General features: G+C 64.9%; 21 protein-coding genes and 3 tRNA genes. 10 read left to right on the top strand and 14 right to left on the bottom strand.

The genetic code is table 11. From position 1 onward, the window contains the following. Positions 1-102: 102 nt before the first annotated feature. Positions 103-642, top strand: a complete 540-nt coding sequence (locus tag FHP06_RS06525; RefSeq protein ID WP_147684936.1) for a TetR/AcrR family transcriptional regulator — start codon at positions 103-105, stop codon at positions 640-642. Continuing rightward, positions 642-2,777, top strand: a complete 2,136-nt coding sequence (locus FHP06_RS06530) for an MMPL family transporter (protein ID WP_147684939.1) — start codon at positions 642-644, stop codon at positions 2,775-2,777. Before FHP06_RS06525 ends, FHP06_RS06530 begins: the two co-directional genes overlap by 1 nt. Before the next feature lie 57 nt (positions 2,778-2,834). On the opposite strand, the gene FHP06_RS06535 is transcribed toward FHP06_RS06530, so the two are convergent. The 6 genes from FHP06_RS06535 to FHP06_RS06560 form a co-directional block, all read right to left on the bottom strand. After that, entirely contained in the window at positions 2,835-3,749 is a 915-nt protein-coding gene (locus FHP06_RS06535; RefSeq protein ID WP_147684941.1) for an ABC transporter substrate-binding protein, read from the bottom strand. 35 nt (positions 3,750-3,784) lie between these two features. Continuing rightward, positions 3,785-4,462: an ABC transporter permease gene (locus FHP06_RS06540; RefSeq protein ID WP_147684944.1), complete on the bottom strand. Its 678-nt coding sequence runs from the start codon at positions 4,460-4,462 to the stop codon at positions 3,785-3,787. Continuing rightward, a complete protein-coding gene (locus FHP06_RS06545) occupies positions 4,459-5,157 on the bottom strand; it encodes an ABC transporter permease (RefSeq protein WP_147684947.1) in 699 nt (232 codons plus the stop codon). Before FHP06_RS06545 ends, FHP06_RS06540 begins: the two co-directional genes overlap by 4 nt. Positions 5,158-5,167: 10 nt before the next feature. Then, the gene (locus FHP06_RS06550) at positions 5,168-5,980 is read right to left on the bottom strand and encodes an ABC transporter ATP-binding protein (protein WP_147684950.1); all 813 of its coding nucleotides are present in this window, start codon (positions 5,978-5,980) and stop codon (positions 5,168-5,170) included. A gap of 67 nt (positions 5,981-6,047) precedes the next feature. Further along, a complete protein-coding gene (locus FHP06_RS06555) occupies positions 6,048-6,443 on the bottom strand; it encodes a rhodanese-like domain-containing protein (RefSeq protein ID WP_147684953.1) in 396 nt (131 codons plus the stop codon). Continuing rightward, positions 6,440-6,946, bottom strand: coding sequence for a cysteine dioxygenase (locus tag FHP06_RS06560; protein ID WP_147684956.1), 507 nt, complete (start codon positions 6,944-6,946; stop codon positions 6,440-6,442). Before FHP06_RS06560 ends, FHP06_RS06555 begins: the two co-directional genes overlap by 4 nt. Positions 6,947-7,088: 142 nt before the next feature. Between FHP06_RS06560 and FHP06_RS06565 the strand changes: the two genes are divergently transcribed. The 3 genes from FHP06_RS06565 to FHP06_RS06575 all read left to right on the top strand — a co-directional run bounded on the left by FHP06_RS06565 (position 7,089) and on the right by FHP06_RS06575 (position 7,770). Further along, the gene (locus FHP06_RS06565; protein ID WP_147684959.1) at positions 7,089-7,514 is read left to right on the top strand and encodes a sunset domain-containing protein; all 426 of its coding nucleotides are present in this window, start codon (positions 7,089-7,091) and stop codon (positions 7,512-7,514) included. Positions 7,515-7,571: 57 nt separating this feature from the next. Continuing rightward, positions 7,572-7,648, top strand: a tRNA-Asp gene (locus FHP06_RS06570). A gap of 45 nt (positions 7,649-7,693) precedes the next feature. Beyond that, positions 7,694-7,770, top strand: a tRNA-Phe gene (locus FHP06_RS06575). 93 nt (positions 7,771-7,863) lie between these two features. On the opposite strand, the gene FHP06_RS06580 is transcribed toward FHP06_RS06575, so the two are convergent. The 8 genes from FHP06_RS06580 to FHP06_RS16265 all read right to left on the bottom strand — a co-directional run bounded on the left by FHP06_RS06580 (position 7,864) and on the right by FHP06_RS16265 (position 21,764). Beyond that, complete coding sequence (locus FHP06_RS06580) at positions 7,864-8,889, bottom strand: site-specific integrase (protein ID WP_230973423.1); 1,026 nt, start codon at positions 8,887-8,889, stop codon at positions 7,864-7,866. 98 nt (positions 8,890-8,987) lie between these two features. After that, positions 8,988-9,173 (bottom strand): helix-turn-helix domain-containing protein, encoded by a 186-nt coding sequence (locus FHP06_RS16320; protein WP_147685094.1) that lies wholly within the window; start codon positions 9,171-9,173, stop codon positions 8,988-8,990. A 53-nt stretch (positions 9,174-9,226) separates the two neighbouring features. Beyond that, positions 9,227-10,549, bottom strand: a complete 1,323-nt coding sequence (locus FHP06_RS06590) for a replication initiator (protein WP_147684962.1) — start codon at positions 10,547-10,549, stop codon at positions 9,227-9,229. 296 nt (positions 10,550-10,845) lie between these two features. Next, the gene (locus FHP06_RS06595) at positions 10,846-11,550 is read right to left on the bottom strand and encodes a hypothetical protein (RefSeq protein WP_147684964.1); all 705 of its coding nucleotides are present in this window, start codon (positions 11,548-11,550) and stop codon (positions 10,846-10,848) included. Positions 11,551-11,587: 37 nt separating this feature from the next. Continuing rightward, complete coding sequence (locus tag FHP06_RS06600; RefSeq protein ID WP_187271814.1) at positions 11,588-17,956, bottom strand: RHS repeat domain-containing protein; 6,369 nt, start codon at positions 17,954-17,956, stop codon at positions 11,588-11,590. A gap of 2 nt (positions 17,957-17,958) precedes the next feature. Beyond that, on the bottom strand, positions 17,959-20,757 hold the full coding sequence (locus tag FHP06_RS06605) for a DNRLRE domain-containing protein (protein WP_147684968.1): 2,799 nt from the start codon (positions 20,755-20,757) through the stop codon (positions 17,959-17,961). A gap of 575 nt (positions 20,758-21,332) precedes the next feature. Continuing rightward, positions 21,333-21,602 carry a DUF3892 domain-containing protein gene (locus FHP06_RS06610; RefSeq protein WP_147684971.1) on the bottom strand — a complete coding sequence of 90 codons (270 nt, stop codon included), beginning with the start codon at positions 21,600-21,602 and terminating at the stop codon, positions 21,333-21,335. A 36-nt stretch (positions 21,603-21,638) separates the two neighbouring features. Further along, the gene (locus FHP06_RS16265) at positions 21,639-21,764 is read right to left on the bottom strand and encodes an MJ0042-type zinc finger domain-containing protein (protein WP_269140118.1); all 126 of its coding nucleotides are present in this window, start codon (positions 21,762-21,764) and stop codon (positions 21,639-21,641) included. 286 nt (positions 21,765-22,050) lie between these two features. Here FHP06_RS16265 and FHP06_RS06615 point away from each other — a divergent pair, with 286 nt between their 5' ends. From FHP06_RS06615 to FHP06_RS06635, 5 genes are all read left to right on the top strand, one after another. Further along, positions 22,051-22,368, top strand: a complete 318-nt coding sequence (locus FHP06_RS06615; protein ID WP_147684974.1) for a hypothetical protein — start codon at positions 22,051-22,053, stop codon at positions 22,366-22,368. A gap of 125 nt (positions 22,369-22,493) precedes the next feature. Further along, positions 22,494-23,342, top strand: coding sequence for a sigma-70 RNA polymerase sigma factor region 4 domain-containing protein (locus FHP06_RS06620; protein WP_147684977.1), 849 nt, complete (start codon positions 22,494-22,496; stop codon positions 23,340-23,342). A 378-nt stretch (positions 23,343-23,720) separates the two neighbouring features. Beyond that, the gene (locus FHP06_RS06625; protein ID WP_147684978.1) at positions 23,721-24,782 is read left to right on the top strand and encodes a hypothetical protein; all 1,062 of its coding nucleotides are present in this window, start codon (positions 23,721-23,723) and stop codon (positions 24,780-24,782) included. Between the two features lie 132 nt (positions 24,783-24,914). Next, positions 24,915-25,841 carry an ImmA/IrrE family metallo-endopeptidase gene (locus FHP06_RS16325; RefSeq protein WP_407921279.1) on the top strand — a complete coding sequence of 309 codons (927 nt, stop codon included), beginning with the start codon at positions 24,915-24,917 and terminating at the stop codon, positions 25,839-25,841. A gap of 293 nt (positions 25,842-26,134) precedes the next feature. Further along, positions 26,135-26,201, top strand: a tRNA-Phe gene (locus FHP06_RS06635). Positions 26,202-26,469 lie beyond the last annotated feature (268 nt).

Below are 26,469 nucleotides of genomic sequence, written 5' to 3' on the forward strand. Positions count from 1 at the left end.
AGCCAGGGGGCACCGCCCGCGGGCATTCCCGTGGGCGGTGTCCCCGTGGGGGAGCGAAAGGCTCTTGACAAAGTTTGTGAGTGATCACTAACTTGTCGACCCATGGCTCCTGACAAGCGCATGAAGGCCGACGAACGACGTCGGCTCATCCTCGACGCCGCGATCGAGGAGTACGGCCGGTCCGGCATGCACGAGGTCTCCACCGAGGCCATCGCCGAACGCGCCGGTGTCTCCCAGCCGTACCTGTTCCGCCTCTTCGGCACGAAGGCCGGGCTCATCACCGCGGCGATCAAGCAGCACACCGACCAGCTGCGCGAGCGCTTCCGGGAGGCCGCGGAGAACCGCGCCCCGGACCAGTCGCCACTCGAGGCCATGGGCACCGCCTACATCCTCCTGATGGAGGAGGACCCGAACTCGATGCGCTGCCAGCTCCACACCTGGGGCGCCGCGTCGGACCCGGAGATCGGGCCCGTGGCCCGCGAGACCTACCGCGACATCTGGCGAGACATCGCCGAGCTCAGCGGTGCCACTGCGGACGAGGTCCGCGACTTCATGGCCCAAGGGATGCTGCTCACCGTCGTGGCCGCCCTCGACCTGACCGAGATGTACGGCGACCCGCTCGCCGTCGTGAAGGAGTTCTGATGTTCGACGCCCTCTCCCGGCTGGCCACGTCGCGTCCCGGACGCGTCCTTGCCGTCACCGGATTCTTCTTCGTCGTCGCGGCGGCCCTCGGCGGCCCCGTCGCCGGCCTGCTCAACTCCGACAACGACTCGTTCAGCGACACCGGCGCCCCCAGCGCGACGGCCATGCGCCAGATCGAGGACGCGTCCGGAGCCGCGGCCACGCCCGCGATCCTGGTGGTCGTCGACCGCTCGGACGAGCAGGCCATGCGCGAGGTGCCGCAGATCCTCGGCGACGACCCCACCGTCGCCCGAGTGATCGGCGGACCGGACGCCGCGACCGGCGGCGGCCCGGCCTTCGTCTCCACGAACGGCGAGAAGACCTACTTCGGCGCGCTCTACAAGGCCGACGCCGACTCCGACACCACCACCGAGCACCTGCGCGACGAGCTCGACGACGTCGACGGCGTGGTCGTCGGCGGCTTCGGCCCGGCGTTCCAGCAGGTCAACCACCAGGTGGAGAGCGACCTCGTGACGGCGGAGATCATCGCGTTCCCGCTGCTGTTCGTGTTCTCGCTGCTGGTGTTCCGCTCCGCGGTCTCGGCCCTGCTGCCGCTGCTCGTGGGCGGTCTGACGATCGTCTCCTCGCTGCTCGTGGTGCGCGGGATCAACGAGGTGCTCGACGTCTCGATCTTCGCGCTCAACCTGATCACCGGCCTGGGACTCGGTCTGTCGATCGACTACTCGCTGTTCCTGGTCTCCCGGTTCAGGGAGGAGCTCGACCGGGTCGGGCCGGGCGCCGATGCGGTGCGCCGCACGATCATGACCGCCGGCCGGACGGTCCTGTACTCCGCGATCACGGTCGCGGGTGCCGGCCTGGCGCTGCTCGTCTTCCCGCTGCGGTTCCTCTACTCGATGGGCATCGGCGTGACCGTCGTGTCGCTCGTCGCCGCGGCCGTCTCGCTGATCGTGCTGCCCGCGCTGTTCTCCGTGCTCGGCACGAGGGTCAACGCCCTCAGCCTCAAGCGCTGGCAGCGCGCGCTCCACGCCGAGGCGCGCGCCGAGAAGTCCGGGTTCTGGTACCGGATGTCGACGTTCGTCATGCGCTTCCCGGTCGGCATCGCCCTCGTCGGCACGACGCTGCTGCTGGTGCTGGGTGCCCCGTTCCTCGGCATCAAGTTCACCGGCGTCGACGCCAGCGTGCTGCCCGACGGCGCGGAGGCCAAGACGGCCGACACGATCCTGCGCACCGAGTTCAAGGACGCCGACGTCTCACCGTTCATCATCTCGGTCAAGGCTCCGGCGTCCGACAGCGCCGAGATGGCGACGTACGCCGACGAGCTGAGCAAGCTCGACGGCGTCGCCACCGTGCGCGAGCCCCGCTCGCTCGACGCGAACACCTGGCAGGTCGACGTCCTGCCGGCCAAGCCGCCGCTGGACGAGAAGACGCTCGACCTCGTCGACACCGTGCGCGACGTCAAGGCTCCCGGCCCCGCCTCGGTGGGCGGCCAGAGCGCCGAGCAGGTCGACCAGGTGGCGTCCATCATGGACGGCATCCCGGCCGGCATCGCGATCCTGGCCGTGCTGACGTTCATCACGCTGTTCCTGATGACCGGATCGATCGTCCTGCCGCTGAAGGCGCTGGTGATGAACGTCCTGACCATCAGCGCGACGTTCGGCATCCTCGTCCTGATCTTCCAGGACGGCCGGTTCCAGGGCTTCCTCGACTACACCAGCCAGGGCGCGCTGGAGTCGACCCAGCCGGTGTTCCTGTTCGCCGTGGTCTTCGGGCTCTCCACCGACTACGCGGTGTTCCTGCTGACCCGCATCAAGGAGGCCCGCGACGCGGGGGCCGGCGAACGCGAGTCGGTGGCCCTGGGCATCCAGCGCACCGGCCGGATCGTCACGGCCGCGGCCCTGCTGTTCGCGATCGCGCTGGGCGCCTTCGCGACGTCGCAGATCATCTTCATCAAGGAGCTGGGCATCGGGACGGCCGTGGCCGTGCTGATCGACGCCACGATCGTGCGCGCCCTGCTGGTGCCGTCACTGATGGCCCTGCTGGGGCGGGCCAACTGGTGGGCCCCCGCTCCCCTGCGCCGGCTGCACCAGCGCATCGGCCTCAGCGAGGGCGAGCCCGAGCCCGCCCTGACCCGCTGAGCGTGACGTTTTCGCCCGGTTTTCCACGAAATCCGGGCGAAAACGTCACTGCCAGGGCTAGAGCAGGCCCTTGTCGGTCAGCCACTGCTTGGCCAGCTCGGCCGGGGCGACCTTGTCCGAACCCTGGTTCTTGGCGTTCAGGTCGAGCAGGTCAGCGGTGGTGAGCTGGGCCGAGATCTTGTCGAGGACGTCCTCGACGGTGTCGGTGGCCTTGTCCTCGTTGATCAGCGGCACGACGTTCTGGGCCGCGATGAGGTTCTCCGGGTCCTCCAGCGTCACCAGCTTGTTGGCCAGGATCGACGGGGTCGTGGAGTAGATGTCCGCGACGTCGACCTTGCCGTCGAGCAGCGCCTTGAGGGTGGCCGGGCCACCGCCGTCGCTGATCGGGGTGAACTTCACGCCGGTGATGCCGTAGACCTTCTCCAGGCCCGGGATGCCGTACGAGCGCTCCTTGAACTCCGGGTTGGCAGCCAGCTTCAGACCGTCGATCTTCTTGAGGTCGGCGATCGTCTTCAGGCCCTCCTTCTCGGCGAGCTCGGGCGTGACGTTGAGCGAGTCCTTGTCCTCGGCCTTGGACACGTCGAGGATCTCGAGCGGATCCGGCAGCGCGTCGTCCAGCGCCTCCTCGACGTCGGCGGGCGCCGTGGCGGTGGCCTTCTTGTCGACGTACGTCAGCAGGTTGCCGGTGTACTCCGGGATGAGGTCGATCGAGCCGTCCTTGAGGGCCGGGATGTAGGCCTCGCGGGCGCCGATGTTGAGCTTCTTCTTCACCTTCACCCCCTTGGCCTCGAGGGCCTGGGCGTAGATCTCGGCGATGATCTCGTTCTCGGGGAACGCCGCGGAGCCCACCGTGATGGTGTCGGACGCGGACTTGCCGCCGGCCTTGGACGTCGGGTCGTCGCTGCCGCACGCGCTCAGCGTGAGGCCGAGCGCGGCCGCGGCGAGCACGGCGATGGGTCGTCGGATGGTCATGACATTTTCTCCTAGGGGTGAGGGATCGAAGTGTTTCAGGAGCTTCGGACAGGAAGAGCGGCTCGAGAGCCGATCGCGAGACGTTGCAGGAGGACGAAGACGCCGTCGAGGATCAGCGCGACGGCGATGACGAGCACCGAGCCGGCGACCATCCGGGGATAGTCACCCAGCTGCAGCCCGTCGATCAGGTAGCGGCCAAGGCCGCCCAGACCGACGTAGGCGGCGATCGTCGCGGTGGCGACGACCTGCAGCGTGGCCGAGCGGATGCCGCCGACGATGAGCGGCAGGGCCAACGGGACCTCGACCTTGCGCAGCACCTGCCACTCGGTCATGCCGATGGCCCGTGCGGCGTCGATGGTGGCGCGGTCGACGGACTCGAGCCCGGAGTACGCGCCGGCCAGCAGCGGCGGGATGGCCAGGAGGGTGAGCGCGAGGATCGGCGCCTTCAGGCCGATGCCGCTGAGCAGCACGAAGTAGGTGAGGACGCCGAGCGTCGGCAGCGCGCGCAACGCACCGGTGACTGCGACGGCTACACCGCGCAGCCGTCCGGTGTGACCGATCGCCAGTCCGATGGGCAGCGCGACGGCCGACGCGACGGCGACCGTGAGCAGCGAGTACTCGACGTGCTGGGTCACGCGGAGAGGAATGCTGTCGTCTCCGACCCAGTGCGCGTGGTCGGTCAGCCAGTCGATGGTGTCGCTCGCGACGCTCATGAGCCCGGCCCGCTTCCGAACGCGTATCGGAACGACCTGATCCGCTCGAAGCGCGGGCGCGCGGTAGCCCTGGTCCACGGCATGAGGAGCCGACCGGTCAGCACGAGGACGGCGTCGAACAGCAGCGCGATCACGACGATGCCGACGACGCCGACCATGATCTCGGTGGTGAAGTCGCGCTGGAACCCGTCGGTGAAGAACGAGCCGAGGCTGCTGACGCCGATCAGTGCGCCGACGCTGACCAGGCTCACGGTGCTCACGCTCACCACACGGAGCCCGGCGAGCAGCACCGGGCCGGCCAGCGGGAGCTCGACGCCGAACCCGCGCTGCGGCCCGGAGTACCCGGTGGCCTCGGCGGCGTCGAGCACGGACCCCGACACCGACTCGAACGCGTCGCAGGCCGAGCGCACCATGATCGCGGTGGCGTAGACGGTCAGGGCCACCACGACATTGGTGGGGTCGAGGATCCGCGTGCCGATGATGGACGGCAGGATCACGAACAGCGGCAGCGACGGGATCGAGTAGAGGACGCTGCCGAGGCTGAGGATCGGCCCGCGGAACCACCGGCGCTTGTTGGCGTACCAGCCGATCGGCAGCGCGATCACGAACCCGAGCACGATCGGGATCGCGCTCAGCCACATGTGCGTGAGCGCCAGGTCGAGGATCCTGTCCCGGTTGTCCCAGCCCCAGGTCATGGCAGCACCGTCATCGAGCCAGGACTCCCGTGGCCTTGCCGGACGCGTCGACGACGATGGACCGGCCGTCACGCTCCTCCACGTGCAGCGTGCGGCCGCCGCGGTCGAGGCCGACGAAGCTGCTCACGAACTCGTCGGCCGGCGAGGCGAGGATGTCGGCGGGCGCGCCGACCTGCGCGATCTCGCCGCCCTGCTTGAGGATGACGACCTGGTCGCCCAGCAGGAACGCCTCGTCGACGTCATGGGTGACGAACACGATGGTCTTGTCCAGGTCGTGCTGGAGGCGCAGCAGCTCGCGCTGCAGCTCGTCACGCACGATCGGGTCCACCGCGCCGAACGGCTCGTCCATCAACAGGATGTTGGGGTCGGCGGCGAGCCCGCGGGCCACGCCGACGCGCTGCTGCTGGCCACCGGACAGCTGGCTCGGGTACTTCGACGCGTGCGAGGAGTCCAGCCCGACGGTCTCGAGCACCTCCTGCGACCGGCGGTCGGCCTCCTTGCGGCTCATCCCGTTCAGCCGCAGCACGGAGCCGACGTTGTCGAGCACCGTGCGGTGCGGCAGCAGGCCCGAGTGCTGCATGACGTATCCGATGCTCCGGCGCAGCTTGACCTTGTTGCGCGTGGCGATGTCGACGTCGTCGATCAGGACCTGGCCGTGCGTCGGGTCGATCATCCGGTTGACCATCCGAAGCAGCGTCGTCTTGCCGCAGCCGGACGAGCCGACGAACACCGTGGTGGTGCGGGAGGGGAGCACGAGGCTGAAGTCGTTCACTGCCTCCGTCCCGTCGGCGAAGGTCTTGGCGACGGAGCGGTACTCGATCATGCGGTCCTCAGCTCCAAAATGTTGAGCGTCAACGGTAGGCAATGAAACTCGTGACAGTCTTCCCTGATCACTGTCGGTGGGCAACCACGACGGGAAGCCCCGCATTCCGCCACGCCACGATTCCTCCGGCCAGGTCGGTCGCGTCGAGGCCCAGGGAGCGGAGGCTCGCCGCGGCCAGCGAGGACGCATAGCCCTCGGTGCAGTAGACGATCCACTCCTGGTCGGCGCGGGCTTCCGGCAGGCTCGCCCCGGACCCCGGGTGCAGGCGCCACTCCAGGTGGTTGCGCTCGATGATCAGGGAATCCGGGATGACCCCGTCCTCGACGCGCTGCCACTCCGGACGGATGTCGACGAGCACCGCGCCGGCCTCGACGCGAGCCTGCGCCTCGCTCGGCGTCAGCCTCCGCAGCCCGGTGCGGGCGTCCTCGACCAGGGCGTCAACGGACGCGAACGTCGCGGTCATGACGCCGCCTTGAGCGTCGGTGCCGGCTCTTCCGGGTCGTCGGTCCAGACCTGCGCGAGCGTCTCCAGTCGTCCGTGCGCGACGTCGTAGAACCGCATGCTCGTCAGCGGCGGCGAGTACGCGTGCACGCTCACGGCCGTCCGCTCCCCCGTGTTGCGGACGTCGTGCACGTAGTGCTCGCCGAAGACGACGGAGTCGCCGGCCGTCCGCACGTGCTCGTCGAGCCCCCCGGCGCCGTCGCGCCACACCGACTCGTCGAGCACGCCCTCGACGACCGTGAAGGCACCGGACGAGCCGCCGTGGTCGTGCAGCTGGGTGCCCTGCTCCGTCGTCCAGCTGATCAGCCAGATGTCGACGGCGTCGTCACAGAGCAGCCGCACGTGCCATCGCTGGTCGGCGTCGGCCCGTACGTCGTACAGGCCGGCGCGCACGTCGTCGGCCACCGCGCTCGTCCACTCGACGAGCTCGGCGAGCGACAGGGTCGTGTCGTCTCGGCTGCTCATGCGTCCATGGAAGCGGTCGGCCGACGCCCGTGGAGACCTTCTCACCGCGCGGACGCCACCCCCATGAGCAGCGCGTCTGTGCCAACGGGCGGCCGGGCCCGAGCGTCGATACGCTGAAGCCGTCGCCTATGGGGGAGGCACCATGAAGATCCTGATCGTCGTCGTCATCGTCGTCCTCGCGCTCCTGCTCCTCAGCCGGATGTCACGACCGAGGCAGGGCTCCGGGCCGTCCGTCCCGACCGTGCGGGAGCCGTCCGCGAACGAGTCGCCCACGGTGGGTCCGCCGCCGGACGTCGCGGCCACGCAGACCGACGCCAGTCCCCTGCCGCCCGAGCCGCCGCCCGAGGATGCGCCGGTCACGGAGGCCGAGGAGGAGGCTCAGGCGCGCCGTCTCGACGCCTCCGCCGGGTGGGACGAGACGCCCCCGCTGATCCGCGCCGACCCCGAGTCCGGGACGTACCACACGCCGGAGTCGCCGGACTACGACGACGCCTCCGACGGCCAGACGTTCGACACCGAGGAGGACGCGCAGGCGGCCGGATTCACCCGGTGGGACGAGTCGCGTTGAGGCTCGGGGCCGTTTTGGTCGGGCCTCCGGCCGTACGGTAGAGTCGCCGTCGCGCAAGGCCCCGTGGCGCAGTTGGTTAGCGCGCCGCCCTGTCACGGCGGAGGTCGCGGGTTCGAGTCCCGTCGGGGTCGCCATGTGTTGAGCTTCGTACCGCTGGTGCGGAGCTCAGCGCATACCCCGGCCAGGTAGCTCAGTTGGTACGAGCGTCCGCCTGAAAAGCGGAAGGTCGCCGGTTCGACCCCGGCCCTGGCCACCAGCATCAGCGCAGGTCAGCGAGACTCTTTGGACAGACGCCTCGGCGCCTCGCTTCGATTGACAGCGATTTCTGACAGCAACGCGACGCCATCCTTCACGCGAGTCTGTTGCCGAGCAGGCGCAGGGCTTTCCGCTTCTCGTCCAGAGACGTGTGCGCATAGATCGTCATCGTGACGTCGATGGCGCTGTGACCGACGATCTGTTGGACGATGTGCGGCGCCACGCCCTCGGTCAGGAGCAACGTGACACACGTGTGCCGGAGGTCGTGGAATCGAGGCTGCGGTTCATCCAGGACCGCTCGGACCTTGTACCAACTGCGTGACAGATTGTCCGGCTCGATCGGCGTGCCGACCGTGGTGGCGAAGACCATGCCGGAGTCGACCCACCGTTCCCCTGCCGCCAATCGCTCCTTGTTCTGGGCGACCTTGTGCGCGCGGAGCGCTTCGACGACGGGATCCGGCAACGGGATGGTGCGCCTGGAGGTCCGCGTCTTCGGCGGCAGCAGCTGTAGCTCGCCGTCGACCCGCTGGAGGGTCTGCACAACCTGGAGCGTCTCCTCTTCGAGGTCGACCTGTTCCCACTGCAGGCCGAGCAGCTCACCGCGACGCAGCCCGAGGTACACCGCCACGACGTACAGCGCAGAGAGGCGGTCGTCCTTCGCGGCCTCGAGCAGTGTTCGCGCTTGCTCGGGAGTCAGCCCACGACCGACTTCGTACCGCGGCGTGGGCACCTGGACCAGCTTCGCGACGTTCCGCGTGACGAGGTCGTCCCGCATCGCGTTCTGCAGTCCGGCGCGCAGAGTCGAGTGAACGAACTGAACGCCTCGCGGCCGCAATCCTGAATCCTGCAGCTCCTGCACCATCCGACGCACGTCCTGAACCGACAGCGCCCGCAGCTTCTTGCGACCGATGCGCGGAGCGATGTGCCGACGAACGACCAGCTCGTACCCCTGATGTGTCTTGGGCGCCCGGTTCGGCTTCACCACGTCTCGCAGCCAGTGTTCCAAGTACTCCTGCACCGTCCAGTTCTCGACCGGCACCCGCACACCACGGTCCAGCTCCCGCTGCAGCGCCGTCAGCTTCTCCCGTGCCTCCACCCGGGTCTTGCCGTAGACGTACACGCGCTTTCGTCCGCCCGTGTTCGTCGCGGCGTAGGTGGCGCCGACCCAGCGACCGTCCTTCCGCTTCCAGATGCTCCCCTCGCCGTTCGCATGACGGCTCATGCAGAGTCCGCCTCCAGCCTCATCCGATCGACGAGCTCCTGGCACGCCGCGGCCGGCACGAGTCGACGACGCCCGATCTTCAGCGAAGCCAACGTCCGCATTCGGATCAGGTCGTAGATCGTCGACCGCGCCACTCCCAGGACCTCCGCAGCCTCCTCGGGACTGAGCAACAACTTCTCCATCGTGATCACCTTCCAGTTCCAGGTTTCCTTCGAGCACAGACAGCAACCCGCAGCTATCGAGCCCGCGCCAGAGCGGCGGATCGTACCGCTGCGGCGGCCTGGTCGAGCCCGAGATATCCACGGCCGACATAGACGAACGAGGAGACGACTTCGAAGCCTTCTGGTGGGTCGTCGTCGAGCAACTCCCGGATGTCTGCGTCGGGGTCGAGCCCCGCCGGCTTGCTCCGGAAGACGCGGCGCGACCGGCGCAGTTGTTCGAATGTCACCGAGTAGCGGCGCGACTTGGTGATCGGATGCCCGCGATAGCCAAGTGTCCCTAGACAGGAGGCGAGCCGGCCGTACGACTCGTGCTCCCGCGAGAGGCGAATCGCGGTCTCGATGATCCTCAATGCGTGGGGTGATGCGCCGGCACGACGGGCATGCAGGACTGAGCGGACGCGGTTCGGGAGCCCGAAGTCCTCGGTCGACTTGGTCAGATACTTCGCCAGGTAGGCCGCGACTTGCTCCGGGTGCACCACCCGACCCACGCGACCCGATTCGCGGTCTGCAGTGTCGACGATCGTTCGAGTGTCGATCTGACTCCCCCACCGCAGCCGCACCACGGTTCCGTCACGAAGCGGCTCGGCGTCAACGCGGACGTTGGCCGCGGCTGTCTGGATCGCATCCTCGAGGTCAGCTGTCGACAGATCGAGAGCGCATGGCAGCCCATCAGGTCCGTCTGCACCATCGAGGCGGATCGGTGCATGGACGTGGATCGCTGCCCGAGCTTGGAACTCGACGACCTTGGAGTACGAGATCCGGCACGCTTTCCGGAACGCCGGCATCGTCAATCCGACCTGCTTGGCCAGCTCCCGCTGCAGCCCGATAGAGAATCGACGCCACAATTCAGGTGCGTACCACTGCCAAAGCACCTGGCCGACGTAGTCGTAACACTCCCAGCAGAGCGGCTGACCCACCTGCGAGTCGTCGTCACGATGCCGCTTGCCGCACCACAACGGCCGACCATGAGTACACGCCGGCTTGTCCCGTCGCATCCGACAGGGACCCTTGCCACGGATGCCATGAACCGGACCGAACGAAGGAGCCGTCAACGTCGCGAACGTGCACGGCCACGCGGCCACATTGGCGGGAATGCCCTTCCCACCGGCGAGTCCGCACATCAGCAGATGCCACGCGTCGCCCTTGTACTCATGGCTGCACGACGGGCACACCGACGCCCTCCGATCGCCGCACCGCACGTAGGTCTGACCATCGACCTCATCACCCGAGTCGTAGACCGTCGCAGATTCCCCGGTCGCTTTGTGGACGACCTCCTTGCGCCCGCGTAGTCGCACCGGACGCGCACAGCCCATCCCACGTTTCACCGCCGAGTCCATCGCGACTTCTGCGATGAGTGAGTTCGATGGTCTTAGGGTCACAACATCCAGCGAACCCACGACTGGGGGACGTTTGAACCACGTTATCGGGACGTTTCCGGACGTCTGTCCACGTCCTGGGACGTCCCCCAGACGTCCCGCCCCCACGATGAATCTGCCACCTGCAACGTTCGCCCAAGGGTCTGCGACCACATCGCCAAGGTTCGATGAAGACGTCGCGGATCAACAACTTGCCGCTCACCGTCCTGCCGGGCGACACTCACGAGGCTCGCGGCGATCTCAACACCAGGTGGCCGTCATCCTTTCGCTGCTGCGGCAAGCAACGTGTGAATCGCGGCTCGAGAAGCGCGCGGATAGTCGTGGATACGGATAAGTAGTTGCTCCTGACCATCCGCGACATCCTCTTCAATGACAGTCAAGAAGCCGCGAGCCTGCGCTTTCGCCTCCGTGTCGTCCCAGGAATTGAACGCTGTTCTGGCCCGAAGCACCATGCTCCTTGCGTTCTCAATCAGCGTGTACTCATCTCCTGCAGGAAGTTTTTGCCGCGACAAGTCGATTCCTGTTCGAAAGCTGACGTCTCGCATCTTCATTCGCGCGAAGTCGTTACCTTCGAATTGGTTCATGGTGCGGCGGGTGTCCGTTCGCTCCTGAGCCGGGACTGTCCCGTTGAACACAGCCTTCGTCAGGCGCCCTGAGAACGTGCAATTCACAATTTCGACTGCGAAGCAAAACCAATTGCTGATGTCCGCGTCCTCGAAGGTGCAGTCGACAAAACGCGCGTAACCCCCTGGACCCATCGTCACTTTCACATGGTCGAAGCTGCACCCGATGTACTCCGATGTCGCGCGGCCTGCACCAAACGAAGCCGACTTCACGACAAGCCTGTCGAACTTGCACTCCTCGAACCGACAGCCCTCCGAGGAGAATTGCATCAAACTTCGATTGCTGAAGTCTGCGGCGACGAGGCGTTGACCCGAGAGAATCACGCGGTCACCCGTCATCGGATTTGAGGCTGACGCCCGGACTTGGTAATCCATGTCAGCAACTCGACAGTTCGTATGTGCACATTGTCACGCCCCCGTATCCGGGCCGCTTCTCATGAGCTGCCACTTGTTTCGGCGTAGTCAACTCCAACATCTTTCCCGTCGTCGTGTCCAGGAAGTCTGGACCACGTGTGCTGTAGACGAAACGGCCAGGGTAGTTACGCTCCAACTCTCGTGCAGTTGCGCGATGCACAGCTTGACCCAACATGGGCCTCCTAAGCCATGGCAGCCGCTCCATTGCATCTCGCTCAGAACTCGATAGCGATTTCATCAGTTCACGGGACCCAAGTGCTGCTTGAGCGCGCGCGGTGGATTGAACTATCGCTTGTGCAGAGTCGGCGGTCCCAACGCTTCGCGCGAGTTGGCTGGCAGCGGCACTCGCCGCAGCCTCGCGCTCGAGCATCATGACAATGGGTTTCGAACCGAACCTCCCCATAGGACCGCCCACGAAGAAAGAGCCGATCGTCAGTCCGACGGCACCCGACGCTTGCTTGCAGGCCATAAAGGAGCCGTTGCCGCTGGCGCACGATTCGACCCAGGTGTCTCCGAGATCTTCTGCGTCGTCCGCCACGGACTCGAGGATGTCTTGGCCAAGCTGCCCGCGAGGATCTGGCGAGTTCGCGAGCTTCCTCCCGTAGTCGACGGCATTGCGCGTTCCGGCCTTGGCCTTGCCCCAGCCCCAATTGGCAGCAGAACCCACTGCGCCTAGGAAGCCGCTCCCACCGCTTGACATCTTCGGGCTGGCGGATCGGTCGCGGTCGCAATACCCACCTTCTCCGCACGTCTGCATGAGTCCGTCCGGATCCGAAGCTGTGACCGGCGAATTGTTGGCGTACGCGTAGCCGTTCATCTGCTGCGGATCCATCGCATCCAGGATTGGATCGACGGAGATGAATCGGCCAGCAGCGGAGTCAAACTCGCGGGCGTCAAGATGCGTCGTACCCGCAGAGGCGTCGGAAGTCTTGTTCAGATAGCCCTTGTCGGACGGCCACGCAGACGCCGGTGCCTGAATCTGCTCGCCGAACGGCGTGTAACGGCGCTTGATGAATGCTTGAGTGGTCGAATTGACGCTGACCAGCGGGGTGCCGTGATGGTCGGCTTCGGTGACGTGCAGGCCGCTGGCGTCTCGCGTCGCGATCGGTTCACCGTTGAGTGTGTACGTGCGGACGGTGGACCGGACTCCGTCCTTGACCTTCATCTGGGCGGTGCCGACATTAAGCGTGGTCGACCCGTCGATCCCATCGCGTTCGATCAGACGGTTGCCGTCGGCGTCGTAGAGGTAGTCGATGCTCTTGCCGGTGGCCAGATCGGTGACGGACTTGACGTGCCCTTCGTGGTCCCACACGTAGGACTTTCCAGCGGTGGCTGACGTGGAGCGTTTCGTGAGGTTGCCGGCCTCGTCGTACGAGAAGGTCTCCGTGCCGGTCGAACTGCCGGTCTTGACGGTCTTGCTCGCGGCATGCGGACGCGTCGCCGTGGCAGCTGGGAACGTCGACGTGCGTGTTGTTGAGGTCACCGAGGTCGACGGCTTCCGCAGTGAGACCGCAGTGTTCCGGTTGCCGTTCTTCGCGTACGTGTAGGTATCTGCGTATGGTGCGAGGCTGCCGAGGTTGGTCGTGGTCGGCGCCGCGCAGGTCGTGCCGGACGAGGTCCACGCCTTGGTCATCCTGCGCAGGTAGTCGTAGCTGAAGCACTGACGCCAGGTTGCTGTCGACGTCTGGGCGGTGTCACCAGCGGCCACGTCATTCAGTCGCGTCACGTTGCCGGCCTGGTCGTACGTGTAGCGCAGGTCCATCCGCGGCGTGGTCGCGGTGCCCTGCAGGCTCACGCTGCGCTGAGTGATTCGGCGTGTGGCCTGGTCGTAGTTGCGGGTGTCGTAGACCGACTTGCCTGAGGTGCTTCCGGAGTCGCGCTGCAGGAGCTCACCGGTTGCGGCATAGATGTTGCCGTAGACGATGGGGGTCGCGCCGAGCAGCGACTTGACGTTCCCGAGATCGTCGTAGGTGTAGTTGAGGTTCTCGTTCGTGATTCCGTAAACCAGCGGCTGGGTGATCCGCTTGACGGATCCGTCTGGGTTGTAGCTGGTGCTCGTGACGTGTCCGCCGGCGCGGTATAGCAGCCCTTCGCTCTCGGGGATGAGCACTCGGCTGGACGTGGGTCGGCCGGCCGTGTCGTAGGCGGTGACCTCATTGGTGTACTCCCCACCATCGGCGTACCGCGTCGACGACGTCAGCGCACCCGGCCGCACGGTGTCGTAGACCCACTTGGAGCGCAACGTGCCGTCAGAATCATCGTCCCGCAACTCGGTCTTGCGGCCGAGCTTGTCGTAGCCGGTCCACAGGGTGACGTCGCGAGCGTCGGTCGAGGTGACCTGACGATCGAGTGCGTCGTACGTGAAGGTCGACGTGCCCTTGTCGGGATCGACGTCGCTGCTCAGCCGGCCGCGGATGTCGTAAGACTTCGTCCATTTCGTGCCCGACGCGTCCGTCACGGTCGCGAGCTGACCGGCCGGCGTGTAGGTGTACGTCGTGACGTCGCCTGTTCCCGTGGGCGTAGCCGCGGTGTGCTGCGTGAGGCTTGTGGTCTGGCCGCGTGCGTCGGTGACGGTCGTGGTCGCGGTGCCACCCGTCGGAGGCGTGACCAGGACGCGGTCTCCTCCGTAGGAGGTGCTAGTGGACCACTTGATGCCGCCCAGAGATGCGAGCGACTCCTTGGTCACCCGGCCAGCCAGGTCGTAGGTGTAGTTCGTGTAGCTGGGGATTGCGTTCTCGGCCGCGGAGACGAGCGTCGTGTCGACCGAGTCGGAGTTGAAGTACGGGCCGCGCGAGGAGAGCACCCAACCGCGGTCGTCGTAGATCTTGTCGGTGATCAGCCGGCCGCCGTCGACACCAGCCGACGGCGTCTGGGTGGAGCGTTCGCGCATCAGTCCGTCATAGAACGCCACGGACTTGACGTAGTTCTCCTTGGCGTTGAGGCGCTCAGTGCTGACCGCGTTCGCCTCCGTTGCACTGACTCGATAGGAGTACTTGACCGTCGGGGTCTGAGTCGCCTGATCACGATCCGGTCCCCAGATGCTGACCACGCGGCCGAGGCCGTCGTAGGCGTAGTCCGTGTTTCCGCCGGCGACATCGGTCTCCCGTGATGGCGATCCCCAGGCACGACTCGGGTGGACGACGGAGTCCTGCCCGAGGGCGTTGGTCGTGGTGATGCTGTCGACCGGACCCGTGGACGGGTTGTAGCTGGTCGTGGTCGTCTCGTCCCTGGCGTTCGTGACGGAAGTGGCGCGACCGTACGCGTCGTAAGCCGACGTGGCGTCGATCTGGTACAGAATCCCGGTCGTCCAGCCCGCCGCGGTCTCAACCTTGGTCGGATCGCCCTTCGTCGGCGCGTCCCCTGGAGCACCGCCGTCGTATGACGTGCGGGTGGCGCTGATGATGTCGGCCGCCTTGGTCGGGACCGATCCACACGCCAGTGCCGTGGTGATCTGCGTCGACGGGTAGTCGAACATGCCGTTAGTCGAGTTGGTCGCGTATGCGGTGGTTGTGCAGCGGTTGTCCGCTGCGGTGGATGTGTCGCCGGCATCGTCGACGGCCGTCGGCTGTCCCCGATCGTTGTAGGTCGTGCTCGTCTTCGTGGTTCGGTACAGCCCCGTGGACAGACGCGTACGGGTCTCCGTGCCCCCGACGTTCAAGATGTAGGCGCTCTTGCCCCCAGAAGTCGCCGTGGCGTCGGACGTCCACGGAGTGTTGACCGTGATGTCAACGACGTTGCCGCTCGCGCCGAGGCGGGTCCGGGTTCGCCGCTCGAACCCGGCGCGTTGCTCGGAATCCGTGATGTTGGGGCTGTCGCCGAGCGGATCGGTGACGGTGACGGACTTCGTACCGCCACCCTGCGCCTTGTCGCCGTGCATGCCGCGGAGGAACAGCGTGTCGGAGTAGGTCTTGCCGGACTCGGCGCCGACCTCGGTTCGAACAGTCGAGTATCCGCGCCAGTCGTTCCACGTCCGGTGCTCAGGCTCCTCGATCGTCGAGGACGTGAAGTGCCATCCGTCGCCGCCGCTGTACGTGTAGCTGGTGGTGACATTCGCACCGCCGCCGGTGTTGTCGGCTTCGACCACGCTGTCGACGCGGTACTTGTGGAAGAACTCCAGCTGCGGATCCTCCGACCACCACGGCTGATACCAAACGGGGAAGCATCGCCGAGAATTCGTGTCGAGCGAGGATGACGACGGCTTGCTTGAGGCCGTGCAGTCCCGGCCAGAGTAGTTGACCGCGATCGATCCTCCGGTGCCGTTGTCGATGGCATTGACTCGATAGCGCGCGAAGGAGTCGACACCGTTCGTGTCGTACACCCGGTTGTCCATGATCTGCTTGTTGAACTTGACCGGCGGGAGGCTCACGTCGGTGCCCGCCTTGCCGGTCTGCTGGATCTGAGCCAGCCACAGGGTGCGGACGGCTCGCTGCTCGAGGTCAGGGTCGGTGCTGACGTCGCCCGTGGCAGGCAGCTCGTGCGAGAGCGTCCACTCGTTGACGGCGTTGTAGCCGCTTTCGCCCTTGACGTACGTGGTGATCTTGGCGAGCCGCTTCCGGGAGAAGAAGGTCGGCGCGGTTCGATCGGCACACGACGTGTCGCTGGAGCAGATCTGGTCATACGGGACGTCGGGCCAGTGCGAAGCCGTGTCGGACGTCAGGCTGCCGCAGTCGAAGTCGGCATCGGGCAGGCAGCGCTCCGCGGTGGAAAACACGACCTTCGCAGGTGCGTCGTCCTGTCCGACGCGGGTGCCGTACTCGATCGACGTCAGGAGGGGCGAGCGATCGTAGCTGCGGACCGTGTCGTTCCTGTTCGCACCGTACTTGTTCTTCTCCTGGTCGTAGAAGAACGACATCGTGTTGTCGTGAGGGTCGATCACATAGTCCAGTCCCCAACGCCAGGCCTGGTCACAAGCACTCGAGGCATACGTGGAGTCGTGGCAAGGGTCACCTGACTTCGCCCCGTAGACCGGCACGGTCGAGACCGAGTCGGTCTTCCGGTTGTCTCCAGAAAATCGTTCGTTGCGTCCGTAGTAGTAGCGCGTCCCGTCGGATGTGGTGACACGCCAGTACTCACCATTGTTGTCGCGGTTGATGCCGTCGTTGGTGAGCAGCTCGACGCGGGTGCCGTCGTCGCTCTTCATCCGCCACTGGTTCGACGATCCGTCCTGGATCAGCTCCGAGCTCTGGCCGTTCAGCGAGATAGTCAAGTTGTCGTCGCGCCAACAGAGATCCCCCACGTGATCGGGTGTGCCGTCGACCTGGTCGCACGGCTCGTAGGAGCGCTCGATGAACCCGGGGTCGAGCGAAAACCCCTCCCCCACCCACGAGGTCTGGTTGTTCGTGGCTGACGTGCGGCCGTCGACGGAGCCGGACGAGTAGTTGACGGCGAGGTCCGGCTGCGGGCCGTTGATCCCGGGCGGGACCGCGAGCGGGTAGGACCAGGTGAAGTCACCCGACTGATTGCCAGCCGCCCACGACGAGGAAGGCGCCAGAGACGACGCCTTGTAGTCACCCTGCGAGCCGCTCGCAGCCGCTGCGGCCGCGACCATCATGGTCGTCGCGCCCGCGGTGGAAGAGGGCGCAACGGCGGTCAAGGTGTCTGTCTTGGTGTCGTTCGTGGTCTTCAGCGGTGTGGCCTTCTTGCAGGTCACCTTCGCGCTGCGCGTGTCGCAGTCGTCGAGGAGGACCAGGCGCAAGCGACCGGCCCAGTCCCCGCCGTACGAGTTGGCAAACGACGAGTAGTCCAGGCGGAGCTCAAGCGGCTCGTCACCCACTGAGATCGCCTTGGTGACCTGGCCGAGCTCGCCTTCTGAGGCGTCAGGAGTCGATTGGTCGCTCGGCGCAGTGATCTTTGGAGCCGGTGGTGGCGTGGGGCCATCACTCGGTTCAGGATTGGCCGGTGGCTTTGGTGACGACTCCGGCGACGGGGTGAGATCGGGAGCAGGTCCAATGCGGTACACCGGTCCGGTGCCGGCGCCCCCACTGGCGCTCGTGACGCCGACAGACTCGATCGTGAGGCCGCCGGCATCGGGCGCAGCGTGAGACTTCGCGCGCACTGAGAACCCGGCTACGGCTTCGGACCAGTCGCCCCGCAGCTGCACGAGCTTCTCGGTCCCGGGCTTGGGCAGATTGTCAGCTGGCACGCTCTTCGGGCCGCGCTTGACCTTCGATGCCTTGGTCTTGACCGAACCCACCGGCACCGACTTCGTCGACTGCACGGCGGGCTTCCCGCCAGCTCCGGCCGCCGTGGCGACCTGCGGAACAGACATCAGCGAAGCCATCACGGCGCATGCGATCAGCGCACCACCGGCGCTGCGGGTGATCGAAACCATGGTCAGCACACTCCGTCCAGCTCGACGCACTCCGTCGCACGAGTCTTGATCGTCATCTGATCGGCGATGTCGTTCGCCGAGAAGGATCCAGCCGCGACGACGAGCTGGTCGAGCCAGCCGTTCCATCGGCGGGTGCCATCAGCAGCTGCACCGACTACGAGGTGCTGATTTGTGAGTTCCAAGGGCGGAACCACGCCGCCCGCGGACATTCCGTCAGGCGCCGTGCCCTCTGGCACCGAGAGGGTCAAGGTTCCGCTGATCGCGTCGAAGGATGCGACGACCAAGCGGGTCCCGGGTTGACCGTCATCTCCAGGCACGGTGGCCGTGGCCCAACCGTTGGTCGCGGTGTCCCATACTCGGAAGACGTAGTCGAAACCGGTGCCATTGGGCTCGACACCCAGCTCGACGCCATTGGTGTTCGAACCCGCGATACTGAGGGCTGTCATCGAGGTCGGTGTGCCGGAAGCCGCGGGGTCGATGAACGCCGAGATCGCGAACGACCGTGTCGTGTCGATGAGCGATCCGGTGACCGAGGGAAGGGTCGTCGTCGCGTCGGTCACGCCGATCATGCCGTCCCGTTCCGGGTTGTCCGGGTCGTCCCCGACCACCAAGGCGCGGGTGGCCCGAGTGGCGGTGCCAAGGTTGAGGGTGAAGGCGCCGGTGGAGTCGATCGCATCGTTGCCAGACTCCTCGTCGAAGGAGTACGTCGACCGTGCGACCGCGTTCGGGTCGACGACCTCGAACGGGAACGACAGCGGATACTCGCTGCGGTTACCTGCCAGGTCATAGGCCCAGAGCCAAAGCGTGTGGGTGCCAAGATCAGGGATAGTCAGGACCTGCTGGTACGTGTGATCCGTGGCGCTCGCCGGAAGCATCGCTGTGGTCGGCGGAGTGTTGGAGTCGATCGCGAACCGGTAGCCGACGGTGTCGGCAGCAGGCTGTCCATCGCCGGGCGCGAACGTGACCGCGTACGACTCGCCAGCCTTCCAGCGCTCCGTCGGATCAATCTGACCCGGCGCATTTAGCAGAACCGGTGTCGCAGCTGCCGTGGCGTCGACAGTGAACGTGCACTCGTCCGACCATCCGCTGGTGATACCAGTCGATCCCGATGGGAGACGGTCTTGCGCGCGAATGCGGAAGGACCAGGTGCCCGATGGGATAGTGCCATCCGTGCCCGGACTGACCGGGAAGTTCTGTGAAGCCGTGGACCCGCTGGCCACGTAGCTGCCGATGACCTCAGGACTCGTGGAGATGACGCTCGACCCGGCGTTCCACTGGTACCGCGCTCGGACGTTGTCCTTGTCCGGATCGGACAAGCCAGCGCGCATCACCGGCGGAATCGTCATGCGGCCGAGGCGGACGACGGTAGACGCGGGGCAAGAGATGCCGTTGATCGAGCGGGGCGACGGCGTGTTCGGCTTGCGGTTGTACTCCACCGTGATCGACGTCGTGTGCCGGAAACGGCGCCACGTGAGCGGATCGGTCTCGTCGGAGACGCGGAGGCCGAACGCCACTGTCGGGCGTCCCTCAGCAGCGGCATCGGTGACCGCGTTCTTCACGTTCCAGACCACGTCGCGCCCGCTCGGATTACAACCGGACCAACCGGCCGAGTAGGACTTGCTGTCCTGGTACTCGCCCCACGTCGGCTGGTCGTTCCACGTTCGATCCGACGTCACGGCGCCCGCTCGGTAGATCTTGACCGCACGCGTCGTGCACGAGGCGGACCAGTTCATTCGAGCCTTGAAGGTCGCAGAGAGAATCTGAGTGCCAGTGACCGAGCTGATGCTGTGCTGGAAGAAGAGCCGCTTCGTCGAGACCCCGTTGTAATTCTGGTAGCCGACACCCTGCCCTTCAGAGTCGGTCCACTTGTAGAACGACGACGTCGGGTGCTGCTTGAACACCATCGCCCACGCGAATGCCGACGACGACGCCTTCGGATCGATGAAGACGGGGTAGGAGACGTCATCGCCTGTCAGAGCATCAGTGTCCGGCTCAAGCGTCAGGTTTTCGTCGTTCACACTCAGATCGACCGGGGTCACGTCATCGCCCACAGCCGGTCCCTCGACTCGCTGGTCGATTGCTTCGGCACTCGTGTCCGAAACGGGCTTGGCGTCCTTGTTCAGGACCGTGCCGCTGGAGTCCCACATCGTCGGCTCCGCGGACTCACCCACCTCACGGCCGGTCTTGTCGACAATGGCAAAGCCGTCGCCCTTGGCCTTCAGCGAGCCGTTCTTTACGTCCGATTCGAGCTTCAGCTTTTCGAGCTTCGGGTTCTGAGCAGCGGCCTCGTTGTGAACGACCAGAATCTGCGAAACACCGCCGTCAGTAACGGTCAGTTGAAGATCTACATCCTCGAGGACGTCGCGATAGATCGCGGTCGGACCATCGATCTCAGGCTTCGGCAGTGCCGATGGCCACGACACCGCAGTCTCGACGCCTCCCACCGACATCGACATCATCGGGTCAGTGCCACCGGCCGACAGCTCAACTGCACCCGGCGCGGCCTTCGGACGGACAACACCATTGACCTGCTCGAGGTTCAGATCAACCGGCACCCAGCCCGACCCACGACGAACCCGAACCGGCGCTGACGAGATCTCACGCGAGTACGACCCGGACGGGTTCGCCCACAAAGTCTCGGTCGCCGTGCGGGCCTCAGCGATCTCGACCGGCGAGTCGGTCTCAGCGGCCTTCGCGAACTCCGATGAGTAGGGCCCAGTGTGGGTCGTCTCCTCGCCCGAAGCCGGCACTACAAGAGCACCCAGAACGGAAGCAAAAACTGCGGCAGCGAACCAGCGCATGAAATCCCTCGCAACTCAAACGCCACCCCCGATGAGTTGCGCAGAGCAATGAATATCAAAGCGTCAGCCGCCTCGTACGCGATTCGCAAAAACTTCTTCGGGTTCCTCCTTCGCTGCCACGTCTGGCAATGAACTTCCGTGTGGACCCGCCCCGAGTCTCCTTACCCTGAGGACAAACGAAAGATCCCATCTACGCTCATGTTCACGACGGGTCCAACCCGGGCGGTGGCTGGATGTCGTTGTCTGGAACTAACCCTTCTTGCGCGACTTAGCCTGCGAGAGGGCGCTGCCGGCGATGCTGCGGGTACGCGCGGATGAACGCCCGTCACGAAGTGCGGACGACGCCTTGCGAGCTACACCAGCGCTCGTGACACGGCGGGACGAAGACTTAGCCATACGAATCACCTCCGTTCTCGCCCGATCCCGGCACGACGAAGTCGTCGCGTGAGCCAAGACCTCGGCATCACGCCGCCCCGAAATGCTGTGTACCGGTGTCTGAGCCGACGAGCTCACGGGCGCGAAGCCGTCAACCACTCGCGCTTCTGACGCGCAAGAAGATCCGAGGCTGACGAACATCAAAACCTCGGCAAATAGAGAAGATTGTCGGTGTACGTGTTGTTGGCGGCCGTGCGGAGGTACCGGGGCCGGGCGTCGACGACATGCACACGGACGTCGGGAGGCCCTTGTACCCGGGCGTCGCCGCCACGCTCGATCCAGGTGACGAGCTGCTCTCGGCTACTCTGCCCGGTTTCCCCGCTCGACGGATCTCGCCACGCCAGCTTCACGATGTGCTGATGATTCCTCGAGTCTGGCGGGCTCAGACGAACATGGGTGACGTAGATCATCGGTATCCCTTGCTAGCGGCGTCGGTTGGGGTGGAACTAGCGGAGGTTGAACGCCTTGCCGCACGACCCGCACCGGATCAGGCCGGGGCTGTATCCCCCGATCAGGAACTTGGTGCGGCAGTACGGGCAGGTGACGGTGTAACCGTTGGCACGGCGCTTCATGCTGGCTCCTTGAGTCAAACGACTGAGATTCCTTGAACTTCCAACCCTCGTAGATGACGAACCGGCCAAGGCTGTCCAGCACACGTGGGAGAATTCGATAGTCGTCACGGCTGTTGTCGTCAGGGCGGATCGGGTGGGCCTACCCGTGCGGGCTGTGCCCGTTGGCGCCACCGACGAAGCGCGGCATCGATGCAGTCGGACTTGCCTACACGAAGGTACGAACAGGAGGCGCAGCGTCGTGCTCATCCGCCCACCGGAGCATCCAAGGGCCCAAGGGGTGTATCGGATGCCGCACGAGCTGTACGACGAGCAGGATCACGCGGACCATCCTGTCCTGGTCGTCGCGAACGACGGCCTCCGGCGACGCGCTATCGTCATCACCCGCACCTCGACGTTCCGACCAGAGCGCAAGAACGAGATGGTCGCTCATCCCCCGAGCGCGGACCTGGCCCTCGAGCGCCCGGGATGGTGGGATCCTTTCCGCCGCTATCCCGTGCCCTGGTCGCATTTCGAGGATTCTGCGGTCGACTTTGCGGGACTGCTCGAAGAGCGGGTCTGGCTGCGGGTTCAAGAGATGCTGAGGGCACGAAAGGAGTCGAGTTGAACGCCTTAGAAGAGTTGCGATCAGGCCGACTCGGCGAAGACTTCGTGAAGTTGCTTTACCGGCAACTCGCCGTGGCGGCCGTACGCGGACAGTTTCCTCCACCGGATGGTCACGGAAGTTGGTCAATGGAAGCCGTGCTCGAAACGGCACACGATTACCTCGTCGACTCCACCAACTACGCGGGCCTCACGGAGATCGCTGCCCGCGTCGAGGACGAACCAGGCCTCCGCAACTATCTGACCGCGGCGCTGACCAACTACTTGCGGGCCGCTGGCCGCCGAACGACGATGGGCAGGCTGGTTCGCCGCTTGCGTGATCGCCTTTCGGAAGATGATCGATTTGCTTGGGTTCCCGCCGGCTCACCAGGTGCCGGTAACGTCATGCTTAGTGGTCAGAGTTCAGTTCCCTATGGAGGACCTCTAGCCGAACTTGCTGAGGCGGCCGCTGCCGTCGAAGTGAATGTCGTCCGATGGCGGTCGAGTTCCAAACGCGAAGGCCCCCTCGCGGATACGCCGGCTTTAATGGCAATGTCTCAAGCGATGCTGAGAAAGGCTCAAGGTTCGCTGTCCGTACCGCAACTCGCCGAAGTGATGTCCCGACGGCTCGGGGTTGACCCCCGGTCCATCCCTGCGACCATTCCTGTTGAGGACCTCGGTGAGAACCTCGCCGTCGACATGGAACGACACTCATCCGGTCGTTTCGACGCTCACAATTTGGAAGTGGCGGATGCGCTAGAGGTGATCTTCGACGAGCTCACTGAACGGGAGATTCTGGTGCTTTCGGCACTCCACGAACCGATTCGAATCATCGCCGACCAGACAGGTATGCCGGTTTCGACTGTCGGTGCCGTGAAGCAGCGCGTTCAACTGAAACTTTCGACCATCCTGCGTGAGTACCACGAAGCTGACGCCGAAACGATCGCCTTCGCTGCGCGCGACACAGCTCGACAACATCTCGGCCTCGACCCGGTGTGAGATGGCGAGCTGCGTAACGACCCAACTTTCGATCCGCGTCAAGAGCCGCCTTTGTGGACAAGAGAGGGTGATTCGGCACTTGAATGTGTTGCACACGAAATGGAAGCCATTTCAGACGGGCAGCCAACCATCTGCTCCTCTGAATCGGCGCTTCGATAGTCAAAGCGCCTCATGAAGGGAAATGGATTGTCCAAAGGAGGCGCGTCCAGCTGAACTGGGACGCGAAGACACATGAATGACGACCAGGCCAGACTCGTACCACCCCCGTATGCACCTACAGCGCACCTAAGCGATGTTGACATCGTTGAGGTTGAGCTTTCTTCCCACGCCCAAAAGCACGTCTCTGACTGTGCGTGGTGCCGAGCTAGGCGAGCGTCAATGTCTCAAGATGAGCGCGGAGAGTTGCACGAACTCTTGGGTGAACTCGACCAGATCTCTCCAAGCGCCGATGTCTTGAATCTTGCCGCCGAATGGGCTCTGCCGTCGGAGTTGGCCTCCTTCGTTGGCGCTTCAAGCAATGATTTCCCCTCTGTGGCCCCAGGGCAACTTTGGCGATTGTCCTGGCTGGGCAACCAGATGTTGGCAGTCGTCCTGTCGCAGTCGAGTTGGTGGACCCGCGTTGCTCCGCTCACTACGGATGTAGATCTTGCAGACGAATACACCCTCTTGATTGATCCTCGTTGTACTTCCTTGGCTCTTCAGACGGCGACCTTCCTACGGGCAAGTGCCTCGGTCCCGACCTTCACTCTTGCTCAGTACCTCGGCGATGTCGGCCAGGTGGAGGGTCGCGACGCGGTCGAGGCACTCCTTAGCCTCGAAGTTGCGATGATCGACGGCACGCTGCGCTCGGATTTGAGTACCGGCCCGATGCTCGCGCAAAGCGATTGGGATCGCCAGGAGTTCCTTGATTCACTTCAAGAGTCGATGAATTGGTTCGAAGGTGCAGCATTATCAGTCCTCGATGACGACGGTTCGATCGCCGGGGGATCTTCGAGCCTTGACGATTCCGAGGCTGACGTTTCGGACCTTCTGCGTACAAGTCAGGATCTACCTTCGCTGGTAGAGGCGACAGGAATTGCACCTGGAAGGCTCCTAAGCCTCAAGACTGGACGCGCAAAGCCACAGGGTCCGGAGATCGAAGTTCTGAGTTCATACTTTGGCTCGAAGGTCCGTGTGGGCCATCCCGAGAACATGAGAATTGCAGCTCTAGAACTGATCGCGGAGCCTGCAAATCGTCAGCTCTGGCTCGAGGCTGCCCAGTCGAGCGAGGCCGGAGCACCACTGAGTCCGCGCAAGTTTCTCGTCGACCTAATTGAGACACCTATTGCCGCACGCACGGTGTACGGACCCACGAGTGCACCAGGGAACAACGCGACAGTAGAGGAGTGGAAACGCGCCCTACGGGATCGAATCGCTGTGCGGTTCCGAAGTGAGTCGTGATTCCGGTGTCTCCAAGCCACGCGAACCTCGTCATTTGACCAATAGAACCTCGCCATGCACGCAACCGCCGGACAGCTTGCCAGTCGTCTTCTAGACCACGTCATGCAAGTCGAGGTGGTTGACGTCGAGTTGATGTCATCAGACCCACAGGTGGCACTGGAGAGGGACTCGAGCGTCACAGTTCGTTGGGTCGAACCATCCGTACTCCCGGGGGGCTGCTCCATAGCTGCCACGTACGTTGGCGCCACTGTGCCAGCCGAGATCTCGGTGGCGCTGGATGCATCGCCAGGGCGCCGACGGTTCAGCCTCGTTCATGAATACGGTCACCATCTCCGAGATCAAGTCTTCGAGGTACTGACAGACCTCTTCGCTTCTACCGACCCTGGTTGGCTCGAGGAAAAGATGTGCGACGCTTTCGCGTCCCTGGTACTAGTGCCGTTGGCAACGCGCGAACAGGCCTTTACCAATGGGGTGACAGCTCGAGCTGTCTTAGATCTGATGAGCCGGGTTTCCGCCTCCGAAGAAGCGGTCGCCGTAGCATCGGCAGAGTCGATGTCGCATCCGGGTTATGTGATGCTGCTCAACGAGCTTGGAGAAGCCGAATTCACGGCGAGGTCTGGCGACGTGTTTCCGATACCACGCAGCACACCTCAATCTGGACTGGCTCTTCGGGCCGCTTCCGGAGCACTCGTCCGCGGCATTGACCGACTGAATCAGGGGATCAGCAGGACCGGCGAGATGCATATTGATGCCGCGACGGATACGGGCCGCACCGTCCTCGTTGCAGTGGATGGCCAAGCTCCGTGGACCCGTTTTGGTGGTGGCCGTGCGTATTCGGCGGAGTTTGAGGAACGGCACTGTGAGTACTGCAGCGCCAGTTTCGCAGTACTCACAACCCCATGCCCACGCTGTGGAGAACCGCCATGCTCCGAGTGCAGCCGCTGCGCATGCCACGAGGAGCAACTTGTCGGCGCGCGCACATGTGATACCTGCTGGACCATCCAGCCGCCCGCTGCCTTTGAATCCACGGATGCGACTACGTGCCTGGGTTGCTCGTAAGCAAAACTCAACTTCTCAGGCGCCACATCGTTCTACCTTCGAGAACGCACAACAGATCAGGCGTCAACTGGTGACGCAGATTCATGGCTGACCGAGGTTGTGAGAACTTTCTTTACTCCGTCAAGGCGCCGGCTCCGCCGGCGCATCCCGACTGCGCGCGGCGCTGGCGCGCCGTGCTCGTCGGCTCGAATCCTCGACCCACCTGACAGCAGTGGTGACAGCAACGGGGCTCGACCGAGCTGAACGCGCGCGGACTCGACCGCTGTCATTCCAGGCCGAATCAGCCGAGCAAGAGACCAGGCGAACGTCCTTCAGCGCCTGAAAAGCGGAAGGTCGCCGGTTCGACCCCGGCCCTGGCCACCGAAAGTACAGGCGCGTCCGCTCTGGCGGGCGCGCCTGTGGTTTCGGTGGCCGCGGCGGGTGGGAGACCTGCACAGTGGAGCCTGGGGGTGCCCCCTGCTCGGAGCGCTAGCTGTAGTTCCCCACGAGGTTGTGAACAGATGACGTGAGACGAGGACCTCCGGTATTGGAGGGGTTACCACAACCAACTCCGCCGGAGGTCCTCGTGACTCACGTTAATGCTCCGATGATGCCTGAGGGACGTCGTCGACTTGCCGTTCTGATCGTT

Source organism: Aeromicrobium terrae (assembly GCF_008039565.1).
GTDB classification, from domain to species: domain Bacteria; phylum Actinomycetota; class Actinomycetes; order Propionibacteriales; family Nocardioidaceae; genus Aeromicrobium; species Aeromicrobium terrae.

What these genes read in the sequence shown, in the direction of transcription:
- FHP06_RS06525 (WP_147684936.1), top strand. Translation starts at nt 103, where the DNA reads ATGGCTCCTGACAAGCGCATGAAGGCCGACGAACGACGTCGGCTCATC.
- FHP06_RS06530 (WP_147684939.1), top strand. Translation starts at nt 642, where the DNA reads ATGTTCGACGCCCTCTCCCGGCTGGCCACGTCGCGTCCCGGACGCGTC.
- FHP06_RS06535 (WP_147684941.1), bottom strand. Translation starts at nt 3,749, where the DNA reads ATGACCATCCGACGACCCATCGCCGTGCTCGCCGCGGCCGCGCTCGGC.
- FHP06_RS06540 (WP_147684944.1), bottom strand. Translation starts at nt 4,462, where the DNA reads ATGAGCGTCGCGAGCGACACCATCGACTGGCTGACCGACCACGCGCAC.
- FHP06_RS06545 (WP_147684947.1), bottom strand. Translation starts at nt 5,157, where the DNA reads ATGACCTGGGGCTGGGACAACCGGGACAGGATCCTCGACCTGGCGCTC.
- FHP06_RS06550 (WP_147684950.1), bottom strand. Translation starts at nt 5,980, where the DNA reads ATGATCGAGTACCGCTCCGTCGCCAAGACCTTCGCCGACGGGACGGAG.
- FHP06_RS06555 (WP_147684953.1), bottom strand. Translation starts at nt 6,443, where the DNA reads ATGACCGCGACGTTCGCGTCCGTTGACGCCCTGGTCGAGGACGCCCGC.
- FHP06_RS06560 (WP_147684956.1), bottom strand. Translation starts at nt 6,946, where the DNA reads ATGAGCAGCCGAGACGACACGACCCTGTCGCTCGCCGAGCTCGTCGAG.
- FHP06_RS06565 (WP_147684959.1), top strand. Translation starts at nt 7,089, where the DNA reads ATGAAGATCCTGATCGTCGTCGTCATCGTCGTCCTCGCGCTCCTGCTC.
- FHP06_RS16320 (WP_147685094.1), bottom strand. Translation starts at nt 9,173, where the DNA reads ATGGAGAAGTTGTTGCTCAGTCCCGAGGAGGCTGCGGAGGTCCTGGGA.
- FHP06_RS06590 (WP_147684962.1), bottom strand. Translation starts at nt 10,549, where the DNA reads ATGGACTCGGCGGTGAAACGTGGGATGGGCTGTGCGCGTCCGGTGCGA.
- FHP06_RS06595 (WP_147684964.1), bottom strand. Translation starts at nt 11,550, where the DNA reads ATGACGGGTGACCGCGTGATTCTCTCGGGTCAACGCCTCGTCGCCGCA.
- FHP06_RS06600 (WP_187271814.1), bottom strand. Translation starts at nt 17,956, where the DNA reads ATGGTTTCGATCACCCGCAGCGCCGGTGGTGCGCTGATCGCATGCGCC.
- FHP06_RS06605 (WP_147684968.1), bottom strand. Translation starts at nt 20,757, where the DNA reads ATGCGCTGGTTCGCTGCCGCAGTTTTTGCTTCCGTTCTGGGTGCTCTT.
- FHP06_RS06610 (WP_147684971.1), bottom strand. Translation starts at nt 21,602, where the DNA reads ATGATCTACGTCACCCATGTTCGTCTGAGCCCGCCAGACTCGAGGAAT.
- FHP06_RS16265 (WP_269140118.1), bottom strand. Translation starts at nt 21,764, where the DNA reads ATGAAGCGCCGTGCCAACGGTTACACCGTCACCTGCCCGTACTGCCGC.
- FHP06_RS06615 (WP_147684974.1), top strand. Translation starts at nt 22,051, where the DNA reads ATGCCGCACGAGCTGTACGACGAGCAGGATCACGCGGACCATCCTGTC.
- FHP06_RS06620 (WP_147684977.1), top strand. Translation starts at nt 22,494, where the DNA reads ATGGAAGCCGTGCTCGAAACGGCACACGATTACCTCGTCGACTCCACC.
- FHP06_RS06625 (WP_147684978.1), top strand. Translation starts at nt 23,721, where the DNA reads ATGTCTCAAGATGAGCGCGGAGAGTTGCACGAACTCTTGGGTGAACTC.
- FHP06_RS16325 (WP_407921279.1), top strand. Translation starts at nt 24,915, where the DNA reads ATGTCATCAGACCCACAGGTGGCACTGGAGAGGGACTCGAGCGTCACA.